The sequence below is a fragment of the Cellulosimicrobium funkei genome, from assembly GCF_900155925.1.
In the GTDB taxonomy this organism is placed as follows: Bacteria; Actinomycetota; Actinomycetes; order Actinomycetales; family Cellulomonadaceae; genus Cellulosimicrobium; species Cellulosimicrobium funkei.
In genome coordinates this window covers 900,872-924,467 of sequence record NZ_FTMI01000001.1, presented here as the reverse complement: position 1 = coordinate 924,467, position 23,596 = coordinate 900,872, and the positions used below count along the sequence as shown (strand labels likewise).

24 protein-coding genes are annotated in these 23,596 nt (G+C 75.1%); 12 read left to right on the top strand and 12 right to left on the bottom strand.

Annotation, left to right across the window (positions count from 1 at the left end; genetic code table 11):
• Positions 1 to 14: 14 nt before the first annotated feature.
• The gene (locus BXA05_RS04010; RefSeq protein WP_076403975.1) at positions 15 to 1,433 is read left to right on the top strand and encodes an FAD-dependent oxidoreductase; all 1,419 of its coding nucleotides are present in this window, start codon (positions 15 to 17) and stop codon (positions 1,431 to 1,433) included.
• 50 nt (positions 1,434 to 1,483) lie between these two features.
• Here the strand turns inward: BXA05_RS04010 and BXA05_RS04005 are convergent, their stop codons facing one another.
• Genes BXA05_RS04005 through arsB form a run of 3 tightly spaced genes read right to left on the bottom strand, consistent with a single transcriptional unit; the run spans position 1,484 to position 4,058 of the window.
• Positions 1,484 to 1,921, bottom strand: a complete 438-nt coding sequence (locus BXA05_RS04005; RefSeq protein ID WP_034655985.1) for an arsenate reductase ArsC — start codon at positions 1,919 to 1,921, stop codon at positions 1,484 to 1,486.
• Positions 1,922 to 1,938: 17 nt separating this feature from the next.
• Positions 1,939 to 2,955, bottom strand: a complete 1,017-nt coding sequence (locus BXA05_RS04000) for a metalloregulator ArsR/SmtB family transcription factor (protein WP_076403974.1) — start codon at positions 2,953 to 2,955, stop codon at positions 1,939 to 1,941.
• Positions 2,952 to 4,058: an ACR3 family arsenite efflux transporter gene (gene arsB, locus BXA05_RS03995; protein WP_076403973.1), complete on the bottom strand. Its 1,107-nt coding sequence runs from the start codon at positions 4,056 to 4,058 to the stop codon at positions 2,952 to 2,954. The genes BXA05_RS04000 and arsB overlap by 4 nt, the downstream gene beginning before the upstream one ends.
• Positions 4,059 to 4,223: 165 nt before the next feature.
• Here arsB and BXA05_RS03990 point away from each other — a divergent pair, with 165 nt between their 5' ends.
• Both BXA05_RS03990 and BXA05_RS03985 read left to right on the top strand, forming a co-directional pair.
• Positions 4,224 to 4,667, top strand: a complete 444-nt coding sequence (locus BXA05_RS03990; protein ID WP_076403972.1) for an acetyltransferase — start codon at positions 4,224 to 4,226, stop codon at positions 4,665 to 4,667.
• 85 nt (positions 4,668 to 4,752) lie between these two features.
• Positions 4,753 to 5,130 carry a VOC family protein gene (locus BXA05_RS03985; RefSeq protein ID WP_061268384.1) on the top strand — a complete coding sequence of 126 codons (378 nt, stop codon included), beginning with the start codon at positions 4,753 to 4,755 and terminating at the stop codon, positions 5,128 to 5,130.
• 4 nt (positions 5,131 to 5,134) lie between these two features.
• Here the strand turns inward: BXA05_RS03985 and BXA05_RS03980 are convergent, their stop codons facing one another.
• From BXA05_RS03980 to BXA05_RS03970, 3 genes are all read right to left on the bottom strand, one after another.
• The gene (locus BXA05_RS03980) at positions 5,135 to 5,821 is read right to left on the bottom strand and encodes a response regulator transcription factor (protein WP_076403971.1); all 687 of its coding nucleotides are present in this window, start codon (positions 5,819 to 5,821) and stop codon (positions 5,135 to 5,137) included.
• The gene (locus BXA05_RS03975) at positions 5,818 to 7,824 is read right to left on the bottom strand and encodes a sensor histidine kinase (RefSeq protein WP_143311026.1); all 2,007 of its coding nucleotides are present in this window, start codon (positions 7,822 to 7,824) and stop codon (positions 5,818 to 5,820) included. Before BXA05_RS03975 ends, BXA05_RS03980 begins: the two co-directional genes overlap by 4 nt.
• A 170-nt stretch (positions 7,825 to 7,994) precedes the next feature.
• A complete protein-coding gene (locus tag BXA05_RS03970; RefSeq protein WP_061268382.1) occupies positions 7,995 to 8,690 on the bottom strand; it encodes a hypothetical protein in 696 nt (231 codons plus the stop codon).
• 195 nt (positions 8,691 to 8,885) lie between these two features.
• On the opposite strand from BXA05_RS03970, the gene BXA05_RS03965 reads away from it, so the two are divergent.
• On the top strand, positions 8,886 to 9,305 hold the full coding sequence (locus tag BXA05_RS03965) for a phage holin family protein (protein ID WP_021483470.1): 420 nt from the start codon (positions 8,886 to 8,888) through the stop codon (positions 9,303 to 9,305).
• Between the two features lie 94 nt (positions 9,306 to 9,399).
• Here the strand turns inward: BXA05_RS03965 and BXA05_RS03960 are convergent, their stop codons facing one another.
• Positions 9,400 to 11,157 (bottom strand): SulP family inorganic anion transporter, encoded by a 1,758-nt coding sequence (locus tag BXA05_RS03960; RefSeq protein WP_211435816.1) that lies wholly within the window; start codon positions 11,155 to 11,157, stop codon positions 9,400 to 9,402.
• The gene (locus tag BXA05_RS03955; protein ID WP_076403970.1) at positions 11,141 to 12,478 is read right to left on the bottom strand and encodes an ion channel protein; all 1,338 of its coding nucleotides are present in this window, start codon (positions 12,476 to 12,478) and stop codon (positions 11,141 to 11,143) included. Before BXA05_RS03955 ends, BXA05_RS03960 begins: the two co-directional genes overlap by 17 nt.
• Positions 12,479 to 12,658: 180 nt before the next feature.
• Between BXA05_RS03955 and BXA05_RS03950 the strand changes: the two genes are divergently transcribed.
• Positions 12,659 to 13,156 carry a DUF1269 domain-containing protein gene (locus BXA05_RS03950; protein WP_061268380.1) on the top strand — a complete coding sequence of 166 codons (498 nt, stop codon included), beginning with the start codon at positions 12,659 to 12,661 and terminating at the stop codon, positions 13,154 to 13,156.
• Positions 13,157 to 13,315: 159 nt separating this feature from the next.
• Positions 13,316 to 13,987 carry a GAP family protein gene (locus BXA05_RS03945; RefSeq protein WP_076403969.1) on the top strand — a complete coding sequence of 224 codons (672 nt, stop codon included), beginning with the start codon at positions 13,316 to 13,318 and terminating at the stop codon, positions 13,985 to 13,987.
• A 19-nt stretch (positions 13,988 to 14,006) separates the two neighbouring features.
• On the opposite strand, the gene BXA05_RS03940 is transcribed toward BXA05_RS03945, so the two are convergent.
• A complete protein-coding gene (locus BXA05_RS03940) occupies positions 14,007 to 15,284 on the bottom strand; it encodes an AI-2E family transporter (RefSeq protein ID WP_244550372.1) in 1,278 nt (425 codons plus the stop codon).
• A 136-nt stretch (positions 15,285 to 15,420) separates the two neighbouring features.
• Between BXA05_RS03940 and BXA05_RS03935 the strand changes: the two genes are divergently transcribed.
• The 4 genes from BXA05_RS03935 (at position 15,421) to BXA05_RS03920 (ending at position 17,207) form a co-directional block, all read left to right on the top strand.
• Positions 15,421 to 15,828, top strand: coding sequence for a DUF7144 family membrane protein (locus BXA05_RS03935; protein ID WP_061268379.1), 408 nt, complete (start codon positions 15,421 to 15,423; stop codon positions 15,826 to 15,828).
• A 50-nt stretch (positions 15,829 to 15,878) separates the two neighbouring features.
• Entirely contained in the window at positions 15,879 to 16,310 is a 432-nt protein-coding gene (locus BXA05_RS03930) for a DUF6325 family protein (RefSeq protein ID WP_076403967.1), read from the top strand.
• 61 nt (positions 16,311 to 16,371) lie between these two features.
• On the top strand, positions 16,372 to 16,707 hold the full coding sequence (locus BXA05_RS03925) for an SHOCT domain-containing protein (protein WP_076403966.1): 336 nt from the start codon (positions 16,372 to 16,374) through the stop codon (positions 16,705 to 16,707).
• A 17-nt stretch (positions 16,708 to 16,724) separates the two neighbouring features.
• Positions 16,725 to 17,207, top strand: a complete 483-nt coding sequence (locus tag BXA05_RS03920) for a DUF1269 domain-containing protein (RefSeq protein WP_021479816.1) — start codon at positions 16,725 to 16,727, stop codon at positions 17,205 to 17,207.
• Between the two features lie 11 nt (positions 17,208 to 17,218).
• Here the strand turns inward: BXA05_RS03920 and BXA05_RS03915 are convergent, their stop codons facing one another.
• Positions 17,219 to 18,310 (bottom strand): sigma-70 family RNA polymerase sigma factor, encoded by a 1,092-nt coding sequence (locus tag BXA05_RS03915; protein WP_083711369.1) that lies wholly within the window; start codon positions 18,308 to 18,310, stop codon positions 17,219 to 17,221.
• 142 nt (positions 18,311 to 18,452) lie between these two features.
• The gene (locus tag BXA05_RS03910) at positions 18,453 to 20,702 is read right to left on the bottom strand and encodes a SpoIIE family protein phosphatase (protein WP_076403965.1); all 2,250 of its coding nucleotides are present in this window, start codon (positions 20,700 to 20,702) and stop codon (positions 18,453 to 18,455) included.
• A 165-nt stretch (positions 20,703 to 20,867) separates the two neighbouring features.
• Between BXA05_RS03910 and BXA05_RS03905 the strand changes: the two genes are divergently transcribed.
• Together BXA05_RS03905 and BXA05_RS03900 are read left to right on the top strand one after the other, a co-directional pair.
• Positions 20,868 to 21,551, top strand: a complete 684-nt coding sequence (locus tag BXA05_RS03905) for a SigE family RNA polymerase sigma factor (protein ID WP_425291910.1) — start codon at positions 20,868 to 20,870, stop codon at positions 21,549 to 21,551.
• A complete protein-coding gene (locus BXA05_RS03900; RefSeq protein WP_076403964.1) occupies positions 21,548 to 22,735 on the top strand; it encodes a hypothetical protein in 1,188 nt (395 codons plus the stop codon). The genes BXA05_RS03905 and BXA05_RS03900 overlap by 4 nt, the downstream gene beginning before the upstream one ends.
• 66 nt (positions 22,736 to 22,801) lie before the next feature.
• On the opposite strand, the gene BXA05_RS03895 is transcribed toward BXA05_RS03900, so the two are convergent.
• Entirely contained in the window at positions 22,802 to 23,593 is a 792-nt protein-coding gene (locus BXA05_RS03895; protein WP_076403963.1) for a 2,3-bisphosphoglycerate-dependent phosphoglycerate mutase, read from the bottom strand.
• Positions 23,594 to 23,596: the final 3 nt, after the last annotated feature.

Genomic DNA, 23,596 nt, shown 5'->3' with positions numbered 1-23,596 from the left:
TACGAGGAGTGCTCATGGTCGAGGTGGGGCGGGACGAGCTCCCGGTCGTGGTGATCGGTGCAGGTCCGGTGGGTCTGGCCGCGACGGCGCACCTGCTGGAGCGCGGGCTGGAGACGATCGTGCTCGAGGCCGGCGACGGGCCGGGTGCGGCCGTGGCGTCGTGGGGCCACGTGCGGTTGTTCTCGCCGTGGCGCTACGACGTCGACGCCGCCGCGCGGCGCCTGCTGGAGGCGACGGGGTGGGTGGAGCCGGATCCGGACGCGCTGCCCACCGGCGGGGAGCTCGTGGGGCGCTACCTGGCTCCGCTGGCCGCGACGCCGCAGATCGCGCCCCGACTGCGTACCGGCACGCGAGTGGTGTCGGTCGCCCGCGACGGTGCGGACAAGACACGCTCCCTCGGCCGGGAGCGGCGCGGGTACCGGGTGCGGACGGTGGACGCCGACGGCACGGTGACCGACGTGCTGGCCCGCGCGGTGATCGACGCGTCGGGGACGTTCTCGACGTCGAACCCGCTGGGGGTCTCGGGTCTTCCGGCCGTGGGCGAGGAGGAGTCGGCTGCGTTCGTCACCGGACCTCTCCCGGACGTGCTCGGCACCCGGCGCGACCGGTTCGCAGGCAGGGACACCCTCGTCGTCGGGATGGGCCACTCCGCGGCGAACACGCTCCTGAACCTCGTCGAGCTCTCCGAGTCCGAGCCGGGCACCACGATCACGTGGGCGATCCGCGGTGGTTCCGCGCGTCGCCTCTTCGGCGGTGGAGCCGACGACGAGCTCCCTGCGCGAGGCCTGCTCGGCACGCGCCTGCGGGCCGCCGTGGAGGCTGGGCGGCTGACGCTGCTCACGCGCGTCTCGATCGAACGCCTCGTCCCCGGTGCCGGAACCGTCCAGGTGCTGGGGACCGTGCGCGACGGGGCGCTGAGCCTCGAGGTGCACCAGATCGTCGACGCGACCGGCTTCCGGCCGGACCTGGACATGCTGCGCGAGGTGCGCCTCGACCTGGACCCGGTCGTGGAGGCACCTGCGGCGCTCGCTCCGCTCATCGACCCGAACGAGCACTCCTGCGGCACCGTGCCGCCGCACGGCGAGCAGGTGCTGTCCCACCCGGACGACGGGTTCTACCTCGCAGGCATGAAGTCCTACGGGCGTGCGCCGACGTTCCTGCTCGCCACGGGCTACGAGCAGGTGCGCTCGATCGCGGCGGCGCTGGCAGGGGACCGGGCTGCGGCCGACGCGGTCGAGCTGGCCCTCCCCGCGACCGGGGTCTGCTCGACCGACCTCGCTCTGGAGGCGGACGGCGCGGGGGCGAGCGGGTCGTGCTGCGGCACCGCGCCGGCGGCGCCGCAGCCGGTCACCCTCGGGGTCGGGGCACCGGCCGGGGTCGGGTTCGCGACCGGCGTCGTGCACGGCCGCTCGGGCGACGCGGACCACGGCTGAGCGCCCGGCCGCGCGTCGGGTCCGGGTGGGACCGGCGCGCGGCCGGCTCCTCAGCCGCGCGGGAGAGCGACCGGGGCGACGCCGAGCTCGTCGAGGAGCGTCAGTACGCGGGTGCGGATCTGATCGCGGATGGGGCGCACGGCGTCGATGCCCTGGCCGGCCGGGTCCTCCAGGGCCCAGTCCTCGTACCGCTTGCCGGGGAAGATCGGGCAGGCGTCCCCGCAGCCCATGGTGATCACGACGTCGGACGCCTGCACCGCCTCGGTGGTCAGGACCTTGGGGTGCTCGGCGCGGAGGTCGATGCCCTCCTCCAGCATGGCCTCGACGGCGACGGGGTTGATCTGGTCGGCCGGGGCGGACCCGGCAGAGCGGACCTCCACGGCTCCGCCGGACAGGGCGCGCAGGTACCCGGCGGCCATCTGGGAGCGGCCGGCGTTGTGCACGCAGACGAACAGGGCGGACGGCTTCGCGGTGGCGTTCTCGGTCATGGTGATGTCTCCCGGGGTCAGGCTGGGGGCAGGTCGAGTTCGGGCAGGAGGTCGGCGAGCAGGGCGCGCACGCGGGAGTCGAGGTCGTCGCGGATCGCGGCGACCCCGGCCGGGGAGGCCAGGGCCGGGTCGCCCACGAGCCAGTCCTCGTACCGCGTGCCGGGCAGGACCGGGCACACGTCTCCGCAGCCCATCGTGACGACGACGTCCGCGGCGCGGACGGCGTCGTCGGTCAACGGCTTGGGGAACGCGTCGTCGGCGGTGATGCCGAGCGCGGTCAGGCTCTCGCGCACGCCCTCGTGGATGTCGGACGCGGGCGCCGACCCCGCGGACCGGACGACGACCCGGTCGCCGGCGTAGTGGCGCAGCAGGGCGGCGGCGAGCTGGGAGCGTCCGGCGTTGGCGACGCAGACGAACAGCACCTGCGGTCGCGCGTCCGCGGGGCGGGTCAGGTCGCTCAGCCGCTGCCGGGCGAACCGTTCCGTGAGCGGCACCAGGTGGGCCGAGACCTTCGCCGAGCGGGCCAGGTCGGTGTACGACTCGCGGACCACGCCCTGCACGACGTCGAACCGCACGTCGGCGAAGGTCCCGGCCAGGTCCTCGGCCAGGTGGTCGAGGGCGGCGTCGACGTCGTCGAGCCCGGCGAGGACGGTCGCGCCGTGCCTGGCGCCGAGCGCCGCCGGGGCGAAGGAGTCCAGCAGCGTCGTGACCGCGGTCGTGTACCCCGGCGCGACGCGGTACCAGACCCAGGTGCCGCGTCGCTCGGACGTCAGCACCCCGACGTCGCGCAGCACCTTCAGGTGGTGCGAGACGGTCGGCTGCGAGACGTCCGTGAGCGAGGCGAGGTCGCACACGCACGCCTCACCGGCCGTGGAGGTCGCGATGAAGGAGAGCATGCGCAGCCGCAGCGGCTCGGCGAGGGCCTTGAGCGTCGTGGCGACGGCGCCCGCGACCTCGGTCCCGATCGCGTGCGCCTCGACCTGCGGCGTGCAGTCGGTGTCCGTGACGGTCATCGGCAGGGGAGCGGTGGTCATGGCCTCACCTCTTCCAGCTCTCGTGCTCGGGTCGGGTCGGCGTAGGGGTCGATGGCGAACCAGCGGCGTGCGAGCCACAAGGAGACGTAGACGAGACCGACCAGGACGGGGACCTCGATGAGCGGACCGACGACTCCGGCCAGGGCCTGGCCGGAGGTCGCACCGAAGGTGGCGATGGCGACGGCGATCGCGAGCTCGAAGTTGTTGCCCGCCGCGGTGAACGCGAGCGTCGTGGAGCGCGCGTAGCCGAGGCCCAGGGCCTTGCCGGTGACGACCCCGAGGCCCCACATGGCGGCGAAGTACACCAGCAGCGGCAAGGCGATCCGGGCGACGTCGAGCGGGTGGGAGGTGACGGCCTCGCCCTGCAGGGCGAACAGCAGCACGATCGTGAACAGCAGCCCGAACAACGCCCAGGGTCCGATCACCGGCAGGAACCGGTCCTCGTACCAGGCACGGCCCCGGGCGCGTTCCCCGACCAGGCGCGAGGCGAACCCGGCGACCAGCGGGACGCCGAGGAACACGAGCACGTTGAGCGCGATCTGCCCCACCGACACGTCCAGGCCCTGGGTGTCCAGGCCCAGCCACGCGGGCAGCACCGTGAGGTAGAAGTAGCCGAGCAACGAGAAGGCGACGACCTGGAACACGGAGTTGATGGCGACGAGCACCGCCGCGGCCTCCCGGTCCCCGCATGCCAGGTCGTTCCAGATCACGACCATGGCGATGCACCGGGCCAGGCCGACGACGATCAGCCCGGTGCGGTACTCGGGCAGGTCCGGCAGGAAGGACCACGCCAGGGCGAACATCAGCGCAGGCCCGACCAGCCAGTTCAGCACCAGCGAGGAGGCCAGGAGCCGCGTGTCGCCGGTGACCGCACCCACCCGGTCGTAGCGGACCTTGGCCAGCACCGGGTACATCATCACGAGCAGGCCGAGGGTGATCGGCACGGAGATCCCGCCGACCTCCAGCGCGGCGAGCACGTCGGACAGGGCAGGGACGAACCGACCCAGGACGAGCCCGGCGACCATCGCGAGCCCGATCCACAGCGGCAGCCACCGGTCGAGCGCCGACAGTCGCGGACCCGGTGCGGCGCTGGGTGTGCTCACGGGAGGCCCGGCCCGTCGGTGGCGACGACCCAGGAAAGCGCGGAGTGCATCGACATGCTTCTATATTGACAGGTCTCGATGCAGTCGCCAAGTGCTGGTGCCCCTCCTGTGCGGGAGTGCCCGTGACCTCTCGGGGCCACCGCGTGGCCGTGGCATGCTCGTGCCGTGACCGATCCCGTGCTCCGACCCGCCCGCCCCGACGACACGGACGCGCTGGTCGACGTCTGGCGGCGCGCCGTCGAGGCCACGCACGACTTCCTCGGACCCGACGACGTGCGCGAGCTGGAGGCCGCCGTGCGGGACGAGTACCTCGGCGCCGTCGACCTCACCGTCGCGGAGGTCGACGGCCGGGTGGCGGGGTTCGCCGGGACGGTCGGGCACCGGGTCGAGATGCTGTTCGTGGACCCCGCGCTGCACGGGCGCGGGATCGGTCGCGCGCTGCTCGACGCGGTCGGGCGTGGCCTTCCGGTCGTCGAGCTCGACGTCAACGAGCAGAACCCGGGCGCGCTGGCCTTCTACCGGGCGCTGGGGTTCGAGGTGACCGGGCGGTCGGAGACGGACGACCAGGGCCGCCCGTTCCCGCTGCTGCACCTGCGCCGCGAGGCCTGATGCCGCGCGACCGATGAGCCGGTGGCCTGCGGCCGGTCGACCCTGGGGAGAGCGGGCACCGGCCCGCGCGACCTCAGGAGGAGACATGCTCGACACGGCGTTCAGCGGGTTCTCGGTCGACGACGTCGACGCGGCGCGGCGGTTCTACGCGGACGACCTCGGCCTCACCGTCAGCGGGGACGACATGCTCTGGCTCGAGATCGGCGGCGGTGCGCGCGTGCTCGTCTACCCGAAGGGCGAGGCACACGCCCCGGCGTCGTTCACGGTGCTGAACTTCCCGGTCGCCGACGTGCCGGGCACGGTCGCCGCGCTCCGCGAGCGCGGCGTGGCGTTCGAGCGCTACGCGGGCACGCCCGTCGAGACGGACGACGACTTCGTCTTCCGCGGGGGCGGCCCGCTCATCGCGTGGTTCACCGACCCGGCGGGGAACGTGCTGTCGGTCATCCAGGACGACGACGCCTGACGCGTCAGCCGCCGCCCAGCCCTTCCTCGCGCGCCCGCACGATCGCGGCGGCGCGGTCGCGGACGGCGAGCTTGGCGAGCACGTTCGCGACGTGGTTGCGCACCGTCTTGGGGCTCAGCACGAGCCGCCGGGAGATCGACGCGTTGTCGAGACCGGCCGCGACGAGGTCGAGCACCTCGCGCTCGCGGTCGGTGAGCTGGGGGAACGGCGCGCGCACGGCGGAGCGCCCGCCCACGACGTACGCCATCGCCCGGTCGGCGACGGACGGGGAGAGGATCATCGCGCCGTCGGCCACCGCGCGGACGGCGCGCTCGACCTCCGCGGGGCTCGCGGACTTCACGAGGAACCCGCGCGCCCCCGCGCGCACGGCCGCGACGACGGCGTCCTCGTCCTCGTGCATCGTCACGACGAGTACGCGCGCGGCCGGGTCCGCACGCACGAGGTCGCGCGTCACGTCCACGCCCGACCCGTCGCCGAGGTCGAGGTCCAGGAGCACGACGTCGGCCCGCGCCCCGGCGCCCGCATCCTCGCCGGGGTCGAGGTCGAGGTGGGTGCCGAGACCGAGCAGCGCGCGCGCCTCCGTCGCCGACGCCGCGCTCCCGACGACGCGCACGCCGTCGAACGAGTCGAGCAGCGCGGCCATGCCGAGCCGGAACACCGGGTGGTCGTCGACGACCGCCACCCGGATCACGACGCCGCTCCGCGCGCGAGCGCCCCGACCGGGACCAGCGGGAGCGTGGCGCGCACGCGCGTGCCGGGGCGCTCGCCGTCGGGCCGCACCGCGGCGACCTCGAGCCGGCCGCCGAGCTCGTCGGCCCGCTCGCGCAGCGACCGGGAGCCGACGCCGGCCACCGCGTCCGGCGCGACGCCCCGACCGTCGTCCTCGCACGTGACGACGAGCGCGCCGTCCCCGAGCCGTACCGTCAGGCGGCACTCCGGCGCCCCGGAGTGCCGGGCGGCGTTGACGACGCTCTCGCTCGCGATCGCGTACGCGGCCGCGGCGACGCGCGGGTCGAGGCCCCCGCACGGGTCGCAGCGCACGTCCACGACGAACCCGCCGAGCGCCTGCCGCCCCGCGAGCTCGCCGAGCGCGACCTCGAGACCGTGCTCGTCGAGAGACGGCGGCAGGAGGCTGCGGGACAGCGCGCGCACGTCCTCGACGCGCTGCGCCACCTCGACCCCCAGGGCGTCCAGCACCGCGGCCGCGGCCTCGGGGTCGGTCCGCAGCGTGTTCCGCGCGCCCTGGAGCCCGAGGCGCAGACCCACGAGCCACGGCCCGACGCCGTCGTGCAGCTCCCGGCGGATCACGCGCCGCTCGGCGAGGCGCGCGCGGGTCGTGGCGTCGCGCGCCTCCTCGAGCTCGCGCGCGCCCCGCGCGAGCGCGAGACCGGCGCCGAGCACGGGCAGGAGCTGCTCGAGCGCGTCGCGCGTCCGGGCGTCGAGCCGCTCGCCGGCCCGCGCGACGACGTGGACCCGGCCGAGCGCCCGCCCGCCGTGCTCCACGGGGAGCGTGACGGCGTCGCCGGACGGGTGGCCGTCGGGGCCCGCCCAGGGCGCCGGGCCCGCGGGGCTGGCGGACGCCGTCGGGCCGGGTGCGGACCGCTCGATCGTCACGCTCTCCAGGCGCAGCGCCTCGCGCACGCCGACGGCGAGGCTCACGACGAGGTCGTCGGCCGTCGACGCGGACGACAGGTGGCGGCCGACGCTCAGGGCCGCCCGGCCCGGGTCGTTCCCCTCCCCGTAGACGAGCGTGCGCACGCGGTGCCGCAGCCACGTGTGCAGGGGCTGCACCGCGAGCGCGACCCCGACCGCCGCGACGACCTGCGCGGCGGGACCGTCGACGACGGTCGTCGCGAGGACGACGACCACGGCGTAGACGACGGCGAGGCCCACGGCCAGCATCGCGGCCACGGTCGCGCGCGAGAGGACGAGGTCGATGCCCCACAAACGGTTGCGCAGCACGCACACGAGGATCGCGGCGGGGAACAGCGCCTGGCACGCGAGGTGCGTGAGGGGGAGCGCGAGGAGCACGTCCGGGTCGGCCCACGTGCCGAGCAGCGGGAGGAACGACAGCGCCATGAGCGCCGTCCCGAGCGCGAGGAGGCCCAGCCCGCGCCGCTCCTCGACCGGCCCGCGGAACCGACGCCACGCCGTCGCGCCCGCGGTGACGAGCCCCATGACGACGACGCCGACGATCGCAGGGCGCGGGTCGTCGGAGGGAGCGAGGAAGAAGAAGGTGATGGACGCGACGCCGCCCGCGACCCCGCACCACGCGCCCGCGCCGAGCCGCCCGCCGCGCACGAACCACGGGACGAGGACGAAGAGCCCGACCGTGCCCGGCACCCACGCCCACCCGTAGGCGTCCGCGAGCGGCGTGAGCGGGGGCAGGCCGGGGTGGGTCGACGCGTAGCTGCGCCACCCGCCGCCCAGGGCCGCGACCCCGCCGCCGATCGCGGCGAGGGCCACGAGCCAACCCACGACGTGCGGCCGCCGCACGAGGATCACCCCCGCGACCGTGCCGTAGACGAGCGCGACCGTCGCGTCCACGACGACGAACAGCAGGTCGCCCAGCAGGAGCGGCACGCCGGACGTGAGCTGGAGCGCGAGCGCGGACACGCCGAGCACCCAGGCGAGGACGCCGATCGTCCAGCCCGTGCGGGGCATCCCGGCGCGGCCGGGCCCGGGCTCGGCCACGGGCCCACGGTAGGGCCGCGGCACGCGCGGCGAGAAGGGCCCGGGCGGGAGATCACCCGGCCGTGGACGACGGCGAGATCGGCGGTCCCGTGTGGGGTCGGCGGTCCAGACCGCCGATCCCGACCGGACCCGCCGATCTCGTCGCGCGTCGCCGATCTCGCGCGTCGCGCTCAGCGCCGGTCCCCGAGGGCGAAGCCGAGCGCGGTGACGAGCAGCCAGATCGGTCCGACGAACCCCGCCATGTACTGCAGCGGCGACACGCCCGTGAGGAGCGCGAGCCCGCCGAGCACGAACCCGACGACGCCGAGCCAGCGCGGCGCGGCCGCGTGCCGCAGCGCCGCGACGCCGAGCGCGACGCCCGCGACGCCCGCCCCGACCCACAGCCACGGGATCGTCGCGACCCAGTCGCTGTAGAACGCGCCCGACTCCGGGACGATGAGCGCTGTGTCGCCGAGGCCGAACAGGAACTGCGTGTCGAGGCCCGAGCCCAGCAGCCCGGCGACGGAGACGAGCACGAGCCCCCAGCCCGCGACCGTCGGGAGGATCGACCCGGCGGGCGCCTGCCCGTCGAGCCGTCGCTTGAGCCCGGCGGCGAAGACGAGCACGAGCAGCGCGCACGCGATCGTCGCGGTGTGGAACACGATCTGCGTGCCCGTGCGGCCGGAGAGGTCGGCGACGATCGCCTCCGCGTCGCCCGCGGTCTCCTCCCAGTTGATGCCGAGCGCCATCGAGGACTGGATCGAGACCAGGCCGAGGACACCGGCGACGACCCCGGTCCAGGCCCACGCGCGGGGCGTCGTGCCGCGGGCGCGGCGGGGCGTGCCGTCGGCGACCGCCGACGGCGTGGTGAGCGAGCTGTCCTGCATGGGACGACCTTCCGTTCGAGGCCGCCACCCGCGGCCGGGGCCCGTCACGCGGTGCGACGGCCCCCGCAGCGTCGGCCGGGCGGCGTCCCGGGTCCCAGGGGCAGGTGTCCCGACCTCCCGGGCAGGTCGCACGGGGCGGGCTCCCGCGCCGCACCAGCGGTTGCGGAACCTCCCGCGCGGCGGGACGGTTGCGGCATGATCCGGTTCCTGCTGAGCTTCGCGATCAACGTGGTCCTCGCCGCCGTGGGCCTCCTCGTCGCCGCGAACGTCTTCGACGGCGTCACGGTGCACGCCTCCGGGTTCACGGTCGCCGTCCTCGTGTTCGCGGTGGCCCAGGGGGTGCTCGCGCCCTTCGTGTTCAACGTCGCGCGCAAGTACGCGTCCGCGGTGCTCGGCGGCATCGGCCTCGTGTCGACGTTCCTCGCGCTGTGGATCGCGACGCTCGTGGGCGACGGCCTGGAGATCTCCGGGGCCTCCACGTGGATCGGGGTGACGGTCGTCGTCTGGCTGATCAGCGCGCTCGGCGGCTGGCTCCTCGGGTGGCTCGTCCTCACCCGCTGGTGGGACCGCCGCCAGGAGGACAAGCGCATCCGCGAGGCGACGGCGCGCGGCTGACGCCGTCCGAGCTGGCCCCGTGCCGCTGACCAGCCGCTGACCGCCCGCCGAGAAGCCGCGACGCGCCCGAGAGGCCGCCGACCACCCGGGTCGCCTAGGCCGACCCGGCGTCCTCCCGGCGCGCCCAGCGCTCGGCGTCGCGGAACCCCGCCTCCAGCGCTCCCAGGACCTCGTCGGTCGCGTCGACGACGGCGTCGGCGCCCAGCTCGTCCACGGTGCCGGTCCGCTCCAGGAGGTTGCGCATCGCGGGGGTCACCCCGACGAGGACGAGCCGGTTCCCCTGCGCGGCGAGCCGTCGGGCGGTGCGGTGGAACAGGTCGATCACCGCCGAGGAGGGGATGTCGGGGAGCGTCCGGAGCACGAGGACGAGCACGGCGCGCTCGGCGCCGGAGCCGTCGGGGAACTGGTCCTCGATGCGGGGGAGCGACGCGAAGAACGACGTCCCCGCGAACTCGAGCACGGTGACCTCGTCGGAGCGCAGCCGGGCGGGCGTCCGTCGCGACGTCCGCCAGCGCCCGTCGGGCTCGCGGGTGAGGAGGACGAGGCGGGACTGGCGCGCCGCCTGGACGCAGTACAGCAGGAGCGACAGGACCGCGCCGAGGACGATGGCTTGCTGGAGGGGGAGCTGGGTCGTCGCGGCGAACGTGACGACCATCGCGAGCGACGACAGGGGCGACGTCCGCAGCACGAGGAGGATCTCGTGGCGCTTGCCCCGGACGAGCTCGCCGCCGACGACGAGGATGAGCCCCCCGATCACCGGCATGGGGATGAGCTCGGCCAGGCCGCCGAGGAGCAGCACGACGAGCGCGAGGAACACGCCGCTCACGACGCCCGCCCAGCGGGTCCGGGCGCCCGCCTCGGCGGCGACGCCCGTGCGGGACATCGAGCCGCCGCTGGGCAGCGCCTGGAAGAGGCCGCCGGCCACGTTGGCCCAGCCCTGCGAGCGGAAATCGGCGTTGGTGTCCGACCGGGAGCCGTCGGGGTTGGGCATCGACGGCGCGATGGACGCGGCCTGCGCGAGCGCGACGAGCGCGACGGCGACGGCGCCACCGACGAGTGCGGGCGCGACCGAGAGGTCGGGCAGCGACAGGCCCGGGAGGGCGGACGGGATCGAGGCGATGTCGGCGACCTGGCGCACGTCGATGCCTGCCGCGACCACGACGACGGTCACGACGACGAGGGACACGAGGAGCGCCACGGGCACGAGGCGGCGGACCGACCGGGCCAGCGCCCACACGAGGACGGTCACTGCCGCGACGAGCGTGGACGCGAGGTCCCACGACGTCACGTGGACGAGCCAGTCGCCGAGCTGGTACAGCCGGTTGTCGCCGCGCGGGTCGTACCCGGTCGCGTCGCCGAGGACCCCTGTGATGATCTGGAGCGCGATGCCGGTCGAGAAGCCCACCATGACGGCGTTGGAGACGAAGCTCATCACGGCGCCGAGGCGCAGCGCGCCGAGCACGAGCATCACCAGGCCGACCATGATCGTCAGCGTCGCGACGTTGGCGGGGTCGGTCGGCTCGAGGCCGGCGGACGCGAGCACGCTCTGCGACGTGAGCGCGATGGCGCTCGTGAGCGTCGTGATCATGAGGACGGTCCGCGCGGTGAGCGAGCCGACGATCGCGGGCACGATGCCCGCGTAGAGGCCCGCGACCGGGTTGAACCCGGCGATGGAGGCGTACGCCATGCCCTCGGGGATGGAGAAGAGCCCGGTCACCATGCCCGAGACGACGTCGGAGCGGGTCGGTCGCCCCGCGCGCCGCAGCAGCCCGACCGTCCCGCGCCGCCCGGGCGGTGGCGCGGCCGGGGCGTCGGTGTCGCTCGCCGCGTCGTCGTCACCGCGCTCCGCCACGACCACCACCCTCCGCCGTGCGCGCCGTGCCCTGGGTGGTAGCGAGCGCGGGGAACTCGGGGGTCCCCGGGGGGAGGTCGACGCGCAGCGGGGGCATCGAGCGGGCGACGAGCCACAGCGGCAGGACGGCCACGCAGAGCACCGGGAGCAGGTGCACGTCGCCGACGGTGACGGCCGCCATGAAGAGGGCGAGCCAGCCGTCGCGCGCCACGACGAGGACGGCGCCGAGGACGGCGGCGGAGACGGCGATCGCGGGCGGCACGGCGGGGACGAGGGACGACGCCGAGAGGCCCAGGGCGACGCCGATGAACACCGCGGGGAAGATGCGGCCGCCGCGGAACCCGGCAGCAGCCGCGACGACGAGCGCCGCGACCTTGACGACCGCCATGAGCAGGATCGTGGACCAGGCGTACGTGTCGGCCTGCTGCGCGAGCTCCTTCATCTCGTCGAGGCCCTTGAACAGCGTGAGCGGCCCGCCGAGGAGCCCGAGCAGACCGAGGACGAGGCCGCCCGCACCGAGCGCGAGCACCGGGCTGCGGAGGCGGTGGAACAGCCTGTGCACGACCGGGAGGGCGACCACCGCGAGCGCCGTCACGAGGGCCGCGACGGCGCCGATCAGCACGCTGCTCGCGACGTCGCCGAGGGCCGGTCCGGGGTAGTCGGGCAGGTCGACGGAGAACGTCGGGGCCCCGACCGCCGTCATGGTGACGGCCCCCGCACCGGCCGCGGCCAGGGGCGCGAACAGCCGGTCGAACAGGGGGCCGCTCTGCCCGCCGCGCTCCGCGAAGCTCTCCGTGAGGACGAGCGCCGCCGCGACGGGGGTGGCGAACATCGCGCCGATGGTCCCGGCCATCGCGAGCGCCACGGCGCCCGGGACGGGGACGCCGAACCGGGGGCGGCAGAGGAACCACGCGGCGAGCGCGACGTTGAGGGCGATGATCGGGTTCTCGGGCCCGAGGCTCACGCCGCCGGCGAGGCCGAGGACGAGGGCGAGCGCGAGGCCGGGCAGGGCGCGCAGGGCGAGCGGCTCGGAGACCAGCTCGGTCGTCGCGGGGTCGACGCCCGCGTGCCCCGGTGCCCACCGGACCGTGGCGCCCACGAGCAGCCCGGTGACGGTCAGCACGAGGACGGTCCACCACGTCCGCGTGCTCGCGACCCCCCACGCCTCCGGCAGCCGGTCCCACACGAGGTGCTGGATCCACGTCGCGAGCTCGGAGAGCGCGAGCAGCGTCAGGGCGCTGACGATCCCGACGACGAGGGCCGGCACCACCGAGCGCAGGAGGCGACCCGACGTCGTCCCGGCAGCCGGTGCGTCGGACACACGGGAAGAGAACCACGGGGGTGGTCGCACCGCATCCGGAGCCTCGGCATCCCTCACCTCGCGGCCGCGCGGGACGCGGATGCTCGCCGCGCGCGACCCGGGACGCGGGGATACGTTCGACGCGTCACGGGGCGCGACGGCGCGCCCCCGCCGAACGAACGATCCGGAACGAGGTCTGACGTGGCAACGCTCACCGTGTGGAAGTTCGACACCCCCGAGGGCGCCCAGCGCGCCGAGGACGCGCTCCTCGCCCTCCAGAAGCAGGAGCTCATCCAGGTCCAGGACGCGGCCACCGTGTCCTGGGAGGAGGGCAAGAAGAAGCCGAAGACGCGCCAGGGGAACAACACGACGGCGATCGGCGCGCTCGGCGGGACGTTCTGGGGCCTGCTGTTCGGGCTCCTGTTCTTCGTCCCGCTCCTGGGCGCCGCGATCGGTGCGGCGTCCGGCGCCATCGCCGGCGCGCTGACGGACGTCGGCATCGACGACGACTTTATCGACTCCGTGCGCAGCAAGGTCACGCCGGGGACGTCCGCGCTGTTCGTCCTCACGTCGGGCGCCGTCGTCGACCGCGTGCACGAGGCGCTCCAGGCCGAGGGCATCCACGGCGAGCTCATCCAGACGAATCTCTCCGCCGACGAGGAGGCCAAGCTGCGCGCGGCCTTCGACGAGAACGCCTGAGCGGTCCAGGGCCCGCGGCGAGGCCGCACGGGTGAGGTGCCCGACGGCGGTGCGTGACGCCGTCGGGCACCTCGCCCGCTCGCGCGCCTCCGTCCGCGCGCCGTCGTCCCCGTAGCTCCCGCCGTCCCGCCCGGGACCGGACCACGAAGGAGGCCGCCCGTGGGCGCGGCGATCGGCCAGTCCCTCCCCGTCGCGGTCGGCGTGCTCGTGAGCCCGCTGCCGATCGTCGCCGTCGTGCTCATGCTCGCGAGCGGGCGCGCGAAGGCCAACGCCTTCGCGTTCCTCGTCGGCTGGTTCGTCGCGGTCGGCGCCGTGACGCTCGTCGTCGCGCTCGTGGCGGGGTCCGCCGTCCCGCCGGACGGTGGCCCGCCGCTGTGGGCGGCGATCCTCAAGCTCGTCCTCGGCGTGCTGCTGCTCCTGCTCGCGCTCAAGCAGTGGCGGGGGCGCCCGCGCGACGGCGTTGACCCGCCCGCGCCCCGCTGGATGGCCGCGATCGACGCGTTCACGCCCGTCAAGGCGGCCGGGCTCGCGGTGCTCCTCGGCGCGGTCAACCCGAAGAACCTGCTGCTCGTCGTCTCGGGCGGCGCCGCGATCGCGTCCGCAGCGCCGGGCGACACGAACGCCCAGGTCGTCGCGGCCGTCGTGTTCGCCGTCGTGGCGAGCATCGGGGTGGCGGCGCCCGTCTTCATCTACCTGTTCATGGGTGCCCGCGCGGCCACGATGCTCGACGCGCTCAAGGCCTGGATGACCCACAACAACGCGGTGATCATGGCCGTCCTGCTGCTCGTCCTCGGGGCGAAGCTGCTCGGCGACGGCATCGCGGCGCTCTGACCACGCCGGACCGCCCCGCTTAGTCGATGCCCTCGGCGCGCCGCTCGTCGACCGTGCGCTCGGCCTCGAGGTTCGCCTCGCGGTTGCGGCGTCGGCGGCGGGTGGTGCGCCCGTCGTCGTCCCTGTTCTTCCCGTCGCCCTTGCCCCGGCCCGGGCCGTGGCCCTCGGCGTCCGGGTCGTGGAGCATGTGCGACTCGATGAGCTCGTGCCGCTGGAGGTAGGTGTTCCCGACGGCCTGGATCGTCGCGGCGATGGGCAGGGCGAGGAACGCGCCCAGCGCGCCGAACACCGCACCGAACGCGAGCACGACGACGAAGCTCACCGCCGGGTTCATCTCCAGCGCCCGGGCGGAGACCTTGGGCGAGAAGTACAGGTTCTCGAGCTGCTGGTACCCGATGATGAACGCGAGCACGCCCAGGGCCTGCGGCAGCCCCTGCGACGTGAGCGCGACGGCGACGGGCAGCGCGCCGCCGATGTACGTGCCGATCGTGGGGACGAACTGCGAGACGACGCCCGTGAACACCGCGAGCGGCAGGGCGTACGGCGTCTGGAGGATCAGCAGGAAGACGAACGTGAAGACGCTCGACAGCGCGGCGAGCACGATGCGCGAGTTGATGAAGTCCGACACCTTGACCTGGGTGATCTCCCAGAGGCGCAGCACCTCCTCCTGCCGGTTCGGCGTGAGCCAGCGGCACACGGCCGCCCGGAACCGCGGTCCCGCCGCGAGGAGGTAGTAGGTGACGAGGAGGATCGTCAGGCTCGCGAAGACCCCGCCGACGATCGTGGTCGTCACGACGATCGCGCCGGACGCGACGTCGTCGCCGAAGTCGTTGATGACCTGCTTGAGGAGGTCGTCGGAGTCCGGGATGACGACGTCGAAGCGGTCCGCGACGAAGTCCTGGATGCTCGCGTACAGCGCGGGGATCGACTGGACGAGCTGCACGAGCTGCTGGACGAACAGGTTCCCGAACAGCGCGAGCACGACGAGGATCCCGACGAGCGACCCCAGGAGCGCCACGGCGGCGGCCGCGCCCCGCCGCCAGCCGTGCCGCACGAGCCAGACGACGATCGGCTCGAGCGCGAGCGCGACGAAGAACGCGATGAGGATGTTGACGCCCAGTGCCTTGAGCTGACCGAGGGCGTACCAGGCGAAGATGCCGACGAACACCGCGACGACGGCCATCGCGAGCGCGCGGGGCACCCAGCGCGGCGGGCGCCGCGAGTCGTGCTGGACCGGGCGCGTGCCGGCGTCCGGGACGCCCGACCACGGGTCGTCGGTGGGGGGCGGGGTCGTCATGGCCACGAACCTAGCGGGGCCGCCGGGCAGCGGCCCCGGGACGCGCCGACCCTCCGGATGCCGAACCGGACGGCCGGTGCCACGATCGATCCGCACGCTCGTCCGGTCGGGGCTCCACGGTTCTCAGGAGGATGGCATGGCACGCTCGTCACAGGTGACGGCATGGGTCGGCTGGGTCTGGTTCGCCGGCATCGTGCTCGTCACGATCGGCTTCTTCAACGCCATCAGCGGCCTGGTCGCCGTGTTCTCCCCGAACAGCCTCGTAGGCGTCTCCGACGCGGGCATCGTCGTCCTCGACGTGTCGACCTGGGGGTGGATCCACCTCGTCATCGGGGTGCTGCTGGTCCTCACCGGCTTCGCCCTGCTCTCGGGCAAGGGATGGGCCCGCATGGTCGCCATCGTCCTGGTGGTGATCAACGCGATCGCCCAGTTCACGACGTTGCAGGTCACGCCGTGGTGGTCGCTCATCACGATCGTGCTCGACGTCTTCGTCCTGTGGGCGCTCGTCGTCCACGGCGACGAGGCCGAGCGAGCCGCCCGCTGACCGCCTGCTGCGCACCACCCCGCCCTCGGCCTGCTGACAGGAGCACCCCCATGGCCACGTCCACCTTCGGCCCGGTCGAGATCGTCGCGGTCGCGTTCCCCACCGAGCGCATCCCTGACGGCATCCAGGCCGCCGTCCTCGAGGTGCTCGCGCAGGGCACCGTCACGCTCCTCGACCTCGCCGTGGTGCGGCGGTCGCCCGACGGCGACGTCGAGGTGGTCGAGGTGACCGACCTCGGCGACGAGCTCGCGGTCACCGACGTCGAGCTCACCGCGGCCGGTCTCGCCGCCGAGGAGGACCTCGACCACGTCGCGGCCGGTCTCGCGCCGGGCACGTCCGCGGTCGTGCTCGTCGTCGAGCACACGTGGGCGCGCGCCCTGGTGGCCGCGACCCGCAGCGCCGACGGCGTCGTGCTCCTCAGCGAGCGCGTCCCCGCCGAGGTGGTCAACGAGGTCGCCGACCTCGCGCTCGCCGACGGCTGACCCGCTCGGCCCGGGCGTCCCGGCCCGGGCGCAGACCCGTCCGACAGACAGGAGTGACCACATGCTCGTCCGACGATTCGGGCGCCCCGGGCTCATCGGGACCGCCGCCCGCACCGCCGTCATCGCGGGCACGGCCTCCGCGACCGCGGGAGCCGTGCGGCGCCACCAGGCGAACCGCGCCCAGGAGTCGTGGGAGGCCCAGCGGGCCGCGGCCGCGCAGGACCAGGCGAGGGTCGAGGCGGCCGCGCAGCAGGCCGCGGCGCAGTACGCGCAGCCCGCTCCCGCGTCGGTGCAGGACGACCTCCTCGACCAGCTCGAGCGGCTCGGTCAGCTCCTCTCCTCGGGCGTCCTGAACGACGCCGAGTTCGCCGCCGCCAAGGCCAAGCTGCTCGGCTGAGAGAAACGGAGAGAACGATGGCCACCTTCACCGTCTGGAAGTTCGACTCCCCCGAGGGCGCCGACGCGGCGTCCCGGATCCTCCACGACTCGGCGTCCGAGCACGCCGTCAAGATCGTCGACACCGCCGTCGTGTCGTGGCCCGAGGGCGCGGCCAAGCCGACGACGCGCCACGGCCACCAGGACGAGTGGCGCGGCACGGGCTGGGGCGCCTTCTGGGGCCTGCTGCTCGGGTCGCTGTTCTTCGCGCCGGTGCTGGGCGCCGCGGCCGGTGCGGCGATCGGCGCGTCGACGAAGGCGATGGAGGCCGTGGGGATCGACAAGGACCAGCTCGACCGCATCCGCGAGGGCGTGACGCCCGGGACGTCGGCGCTGTTCGTCGTCACCGAGGACGGCGACCTCGACCGCGTCGGCGAGCGGTTCCACGGGGTCCACGGCACGCTCGTCGCCACGAACCTCACGGACGCCGAGCGGAGCACGCTCCTCGAGACGTTCGGCTGACCCGCGGCGCGTCAGTCGTCGAGGCGCTCCGGGAGCCCGAACAGGGGAAACCACGAGGCCGTGTCGAGGAACGCGTTGATGGCCGTGACGCGGCCGCCCTCCGTCTCGACGACCTGGAGCGCCCACGGCTCGTGACCGCCGCCGGCCGCGCGGCGGTACTGACCGAACCCGAACGTGCCGTTCACCGCGACCGGGACCATGCGCGAGCCCTCGCACTCGTACCCCGGGCCCGTCATCCACGCGACGATGTCCGCCTGGCCGCGCATCCACAGCGGGTACGGCGGCATCGACAGCGTCGCGTCCTCGTGCAGGATCGCGACCAGCGCGTCCATGTCGTAGCGCTCGAACGCGTCGAGGTAGCGCTCGAGCAGGAGCTTCTCCTCGTCGCCGAGACCCGCGTTCGCCGCGACCGGCGCGGCGGACCCCGTCTCGTCGCCCAGCCCCGAGCTGTCCCAGTGTGCGCGCGCCGCGAGCGTGGCACGGGCGCGCTGCAGCGCGCTGTTCACCGACGCGACCGTCGTGTCGAGGAGCTCCGCGACCTCGCTCGCCTGCCAGCGCAGCACCTCACGGAGCAGCAGCACCGCGCGCTGCCGGGGCGGCAGGAACTGGAGGGCGGCGACGAACGCGAGGCGGATGGTCTCGCGCCCCACCGCGACCTGCGCCGGGTCGCCGTCGTGCGGGAGCACCCGGTCGTCGGGCACGGGCTCGACCCACGTCTCCTCCGGCAGCACCTGGCCCAGGTTCTCCAGCTCCGGGGCCTGCGGTCCGCCCAGGCCCATCGGGCGCTCGCGCCGCTTGCGCGCGCCGAGCGCGTCGAAGCACACGTTCGTCGCGATGCGGTAGAGCCACGAGCGCAGGGCCGAGCGGCCCTCGAAGCGGTCGTAGGACCGCCACGCGCGCAGGAACGTCTCCTGCACCGCGTCGTCGGCCTCGAACGACGACCCGAGCATGCGGTAGCAGTAGCCGGTGAGCTCGCGCCGGTGGCCGTCGAGGACGGCGTCGAGGTGCTCGCGGTCGGGCAGCGGGGCAGGGGCGTCAACGGGGGCGGCGGCGGTCGCGGTGGCGTCGCCGCGCAGGGTCGCGGGGGTGGCGAGGTCGGTCATGGTGCTGCCTCTCAGGACTCGGTCGTCTCGACGTGCACGAGGGGTCACGGGATCGCGCGCGGTGCCCGGGGGGAGTGGCCCACCTCACACACGCTACCGCCGCCCTCCGACACCGCACAGGGGCACCGGACGAGCGCCCGGGTCAGCCGTCGAGGTCCAGCTCGAACCACACGGTCTTGGCCGCCCTGCCGTCGGCCGCACCGCCGTCGGCCGCACCGCCGTCGGCCGGGTCGCCGTGGGCTGCACCGCCGTCCGCGGGGCCGCCGTCGGCAGCGCTGTCGTCGGCCGGGTCGTCGTGGAGGTCGACGCCCCAGCGCGACGCGCACCGTTCCAGGAACTGCACGCCCCGGCCGCCCGTCTCCTCCGGCCGCGGCGAGCGCAGCCTCGGCAGCGCCGTCGACCCGTCCTCGACGCCGACCCGCACCACCCGGTGCCCGACCTCGAGCTCCGCCCGGACCGGCGTCGTGCCGTGCTGCACCGCGTTCGTGAGGATCTCGCTCGTCAGGAGCATCGCGACGCGGCGGACCGCGGGCGACACGTCGCAGCTCTCGAGCACGTCGTCGACCCACCGCCGTGCGGGGCCGATCGCCGTCGACGTGTGCTCGACCGGCCGCGTCAGCACCGACGGGCGCCCGGGCGCCGGCGCCCGCGGGACCGTGTGCCGCACGCGCAGGGCGAGGACCGCGACGTCGTCCCGCTGGTCGGCGACGAGGCGGCGGACGAGCGCGTCCGGGACGGCCGACGTCGCGGTGCCCGCGTGCTCGCCGAGGACGGACCGCAGGCCGGCGAGGCGCTCGGCGAACGAGGTGCCGCGGCGCTCGACGAGACCGTCGGTGTAGAGGAGCAGCGTGTCGCCCGGCGCGAGGCGCGTGCGGTGGTCGTGCCGCTGCGTGCTCGGCAGCACCCCCAGCATGAGGTCGGGCGCGGACTCGAGCGGGTCGACCGTCCCGTCGGCGCGCAGCACGAGGGGTGGGGGGTGCCCGGCGTTCGACCACGTGAGGTCGAACCCCTGCGGGGTGCGGTCGAGCCGCACGACGACGGCCGTCGCGCTGGAGTGCAGCGCGAGCCCGCGGTTCGCGCGGTCGAGCAGGCGCAGCAGCACGGCGGGCGGCTCGTCCTGGCACCAGGCGAACGTCCGCAGCATCGACCGGAGCTGGCCCATCTGCGCCGCGGCACGCATGTCGTGCCCGGTGACGTCCCCGATCATGAGCACGCACGCGTCGTCGTCGAGCACCACCGCGTCGTACCAGTCGCCGCCGACCTGGTCCGTGCGGGTCGCGGACGCGTACGTCGCCGCGAGCTCCGCGCCGCGCACCGGCGGCAGCTCGGTGAGCATCGCGGCCTGGAGGGTCGCCGCGACGCGGTGGCGCTCCTCGAGCAGACGGACGCGCTCGACGGCGTGCGCGACGTACGACGCGATCGTCGTCTCCGTCTTCACGGCGTCGTCGTCGAACTCGCGGACCGTGTCCCACGCGAGCGCCACCACGCCCAGGAGGCGGTCGTCCGCGAGCACGGGCACGAACGAGCGCGCCTCGACCGTGTCGGGCGCGATGAGCGACGCGGCCTCGGGGAACCGCTCGCCGTACTGCGCGTGGTCACGGAAGAACAGGGGCTCGCGCGTCCGTGCCGCGGTCGACGCGGCCCGCTCCGCGTCCACGCGCATGCGGCGGAACGACGCCGGGACCCCCGGCTCCAGGTGGTCCAGCGTCGTGAACTCGAGGCGGGTGCCGGCGCCGTCGAGCAGCGCGAGCCCGGCGTAGCGCGCGCCGATGGCCGCCCCCACGGCGGCCAGCCGCTCGGCGACGTCGCGGACGGACGTCGCGGCGGCGAACGACTCGGACAGCTCCAGGAGCAGACGCGACCGCTTGTTCGCCGCGAGCGCGACGCGCTGCATGCGCTTCGCGCGGGCCTGCGCCAGGCGCAGCCGGAGCTCGGACGTGCACGCGGACGCCAGGTCCGCGAGCGTCGCCAGCTCGTCGTCCGACCAGGTGCGGGGCCGCGCGTCGAACGCGCACAGCGACCCGACCGCCCGGCCCTGCGGGTCGAAGATCGGGAAGCCCGCGTAGGCGACGACCCCGATGTCGTCGACGGCCCGCAGCGTGGCCAGGTGGGGGACGGTGCGCGCGTCCTCGACCACGAGCGGACGCGCCTCGTTCGCCACGAACTGGCAGAACGTGTGGCTGCGAGGGGTCCGGCGGGCCGACTGGTACGGCTCGGGCACGCCGTGCGCGCCGGGCAGCACCGCCTCGTCGTCGAGGACCAGCGTGACGAGCGCCGACGACACCCCGAGCTGCCGGTGCACGAGCCGCGCGAAGCGGTCGAACGACTCGTCCGCCGCGGGCTCGGCGAGCCCCGCCTGGACGAGCTCGTGGATCGCCTGGGCGTCGGTCATGGTCCAGTATCACCGGGACGAGCCTGGTCAAACAGCGCAACCCGCCCAGCGCGGCGCGGCGCCGGGGGTGAAATCGGACAGAAGGGAACGTCGCGGGCAGGTGCTGCGTGTTCCGCTCGTGAGACGACGACACGACGACGGCCGCCCGCCGAGCAGGGCGGCACGGTGAGCGCGCGGGACCGCCCCGGGCGGTACGAGCTCGTGCTCGAGCAGGGGGACGGGGTCTTGGGGGACGAGGAGTGCGGGCCCGACGACGAGTGGCCGCCCGAGGCGCCGCTCGAGGTCGACGTGGTCGCCCGCCGCACGCGCGACGAGGAGTTCACCGCGTTCGTGCGCGAGGCCCGCGACCCGCTGCACCGCATGGCGTACCTCCTGTGCGGGGACCGGCACCGCGCGGAAGAGCTCACGCAGCACGCCCTGGAGCGCACCTACCGCGCCTGGCCCCGCGCGGCGCAGCACGACCCGCTCGCCTACGCGCGCCGGGTCCTCGCGAACCTGCGGATCGACACGTGGCGCCGCACCCGGCGCGAGGTGCTCGCCGGGCCGGACGAGCTGTCGTCCGCCGAGCGAGCGGCCCGTCCGGTGGGGCGCGACGGCGGGGCGGTCACCGCCGCGGTCGACGACCGGGACGCCGTCGTGCGCGCGCTCCTCGCGCTCCCCGTCCGGCAGCGGCGCGTCGTCGTGCTGCGCCACCTGCTCGACCTCAGCGAGAACGAGGTCGCGGCCGAGCTCGGCATGCCCGTCGGCACCGTGAAGTCGACGGCGTCGCGCGGCCTCGCCCGGCTCCGCACGCTCCTCGGCGCCCCCGACGGCGGTGCCCCCACGACCAGCGGAAGGACAGCCCGATGAGCCGCGAGACCGGTTCGACGCCCACCCCGCCCGACGACGACTTCCTCCTGCGGCTGCGACGCTCGGCCGACGACGCCGTCCCGCCCTCCACGCTCGACCTCGACGTGGTCCTGCGGTCGAGCCGGCGCGGTGCGCAGCGGCGCCGGTCCCTCGCGGGGGTCGCGGGCGTCGTCGCGCTGGGGCTCGTCGGGACGGGCGTCGTCACGGCGGGCGGCCCCGGCGGCGTGCGCGAGCTCGCGCGCGAGGTCGTCACCGGCTCCCCGGGGTACGAGGTGCTCGTCGACGAGCCGACCACGGTCGACGTCGCGCCCGGCGTCGTCGCCGTCGCCGAGCCCGCGACGTACCTGCGCGACGACGGCACGTACGTCCTCGACCTCGGTCTCGGCGCGTGGCGCGACGGCGAGCGGTTCCTCGTCGAGTACGACCCGGCGCCGTCGGCCGGCGAGGAGGCGCGGGGTCTGCGGGTCCTCGCGGGCGACGACGACGACCTCGCCGCCCTGCGCCGGGGCGACGACGCCGGGACCATCGTGCACGACGGCTTCCAGCACCTGGTGCTGCTCCAGCGCGCCGACGAGGAGGACGGGCTGGTGCTGAGCGTGCAGTCGTCCGGCACCCCTGCCGGGTCGGACCCGTCGTGGGAGCGCGAGCGCCAGCAGACCTGGGTGGCCGTGGCCGGGGAGCGTCCGGGCGCCACGGGCCCCACCTTCCGGCTCCCCGACGCCTGGGCGGGCGGGCTGTTCCTCAACGCCGTGAGCCTCGGTCGGGAGGCCGGCCGGGCGACGGACGTCCGCGGCGTCCTGTCCTCCATGACGTACTCGGACGGCAACAGCTACATGCTGGTGACCTGCGGCGAGCCGCTGAGCGACCCGGACCGGGATCCGGGCTGCCGGTCCTCGTACGACCCGCGGACACGGGAGGTCGCGCCTGTCGAGACGCCGCCCTCCGTCCTCGATCGGTCGGTCCTCGACCGCCTCCTCCCGCTCATGCCCGAGCCTGGGGACGAGCCGGAGACCGTGCTCCGCGCCTGTCTCGCCGCGCGGGGGGCCGTGCCGGACGTGCTGCCGAGCCACTGGGACATCGACCCGGGTGGTGTGGACGGGGACGCCTGGCGACAGTGCCACCTCGACGTGTCCCTGGTCTCGGCGGCGCGCTCCGCGGAGCAGGCCGTCGAGCGCGCGGCGTGACCGTGATCGGCGCGCCGGCTCGGGGCGCGCTCGCCCGGCCGGTGCGCCGCGGTGGACGTGGACCCGTCAGGTGCCCCCGCGGGCCCGGAGGTCCGTGACCGCGTGCTCGGCGCCCTGCGCGTCGAGGTAGGTGCCGCCGCCGACCTCCGGGACGAGCGCGGCGTCGGGCCCGGCGGTGAAGCGGTGGACGAGCGGGTGCCCGGTGGGCACGTCGAGGTCCTGGACCTCCTCGGGCGTGAGGTCGTCGACGAGCACGGACAGGGCGCGCAGCGAGTTGCCGTGCCCGACGACGAGCACCGCCTCCCCGTGCACGAGCCGCGTGCGGGTGGCGGCCCAGAAGGGGCGCAGGCGCTCGACGACGTCCGCGAGGGACTCGGCGTCCGGCCGCAGGGTGGCGCGCGCGGCGTCGGGCAGGCGCAGGAGCGTGTCGTCGACGAGGGCGCGCGCCGGGTCGTCGTCGGCGAGCGGTGGCGGCCGGTGCAGGTACGACCGGCGGTAGCGCCAGTAGGCGGCCTCGCCGTAGTCGCGGCGGACGACGTCGCGCGGCTTGTCGGTGAACGCGCCGTAGTGCCGCTCGACGAGCCGCCACTCGACCGCGAGCGGCGGCGGCCCGGGCAGGGCCTCGGCCACGACGGCGGCCGTCGCGGACGCGCGCACGAGCGGCGAGGTCACGACGCGCCGCGGGGCGAGCGCGGGCTCGCGCGCGACGGCGTCCGCGAGGAGCCGCGCCGCGCGGCGCGCCTCGGCGACCCCGACGTCGGAGAGCGGCACGTCGAGCAGCCCGGTGAAGCGGTCGCCCGCGTTGAACGTGCTCTGCCCGTGCCGCACGAGCACGAGCGCCCCGGGCGACGGGTCCACGCG

What these genes read in the sequence shown, in the direction of transcription:
- BXA05_RS03910 (WP_076403965.1), bottom strand. Translation starts at nt 20,702, where the DNA reads ATGACCGACGCCCAGGCGATCCACGAGCTCGTCCAGGCGGGGCTCGCC.
- BXA05_RS03940 (WP_244550372.1), bottom strand. Translation starts at nt 15,284, where the DNA reads ATGACGACCCCGCCCCCCACCGACGACCCGTGGTCGGGCGTCCCGGAC.
- BXA05_RS03985 (WP_061268384.1), top strand. Translation starts at nt 4,753, where the DNA reads ATGCTCGACACGGCGTTCAGCGGGTTCTCGGTCGACGACGTCGACGCG.
- BXA05_RS03900 (WP_076403964.1), top strand. Translation starts at nt 21,548, where the DNA reads ATGAGCCGCGAGACCGGTTCGACGCCCACCCCGCCCGACGACGACTTC.
- BXA05_RS04000 (WP_076403974.1), bottom strand. Translation starts at nt 2,955, where the DNA reads ATGACCACCGCTCCCCTGCCGATGACCGTCACGGACACCGACTGCACG.
- BXA05_RS04010 (WP_076403975.1), top strand. Translation starts at nt 15, where the DNA reads ATGGTCGAGGTGGGGCGGGACGAGCTCCCGGTCGTGGTGATCGGTGCA.
- BXA05_RS03935 (WP_061268379.1), top strand. Translation starts at nt 15,421, where the DNA reads ATGGCACGCTCGTCACAGGTGACGGCATGGGTCGGCTGGGTCTGGTTC.
- BXA05_RS03915 (WP_083711369.1), bottom strand. Translation starts at nt 18,310, where the DNA reads ATGACCGACCTCGCCACCCCCGCGACCCTGCGCGGCGACGCCACCGCG.
- BXA05_RS03970 (WP_061268382.1), bottom strand. Translation starts at nt 8,690, where the DNA reads ATGCAGGACAGCTCGCTCACCACGCCGTCGGCGGTCGCCGACGGCACG.
- BXA05_RS03965 (WP_021483470.1), top strand. Translation starts at nt 8,886, where the DNA reads ATGATCCGGTTCCTGCTGAGCTTCGCGATCAACGTGGTCCTCGCCGCC.
- BXA05_RS04005 (WP_034655985.1), bottom strand. Translation starts at nt 1,921, where the DNA reads ATGACCGAGAACGCCACCGCGAAGCCGTCCGCCCTGTTCGTCTGCGTG.
- BXA05_RS03930 (WP_076403967.1), top strand. Translation starts at nt 15,879, where the DNA reads ATGGCCACGTCCACCTTCGGCCCGGTCGAGATCGTCGCGGTCGCGTTC.
- BXA05_RS03925 (WP_076403966.1), top strand. Translation starts at nt 16,372, where the DNA reads ATGCTCGTCCGACGATTCGGGCGCCCCGGGCTCATCGGGACCGCCGCC.
- BXA05_RS03920 (WP_021479816.1), top strand. Translation starts at nt 16,725, where the DNA reads ATGGCCACCTTCACCGTCTGGAAGTTCGACTCCCCCGAGGGCGCCGAC.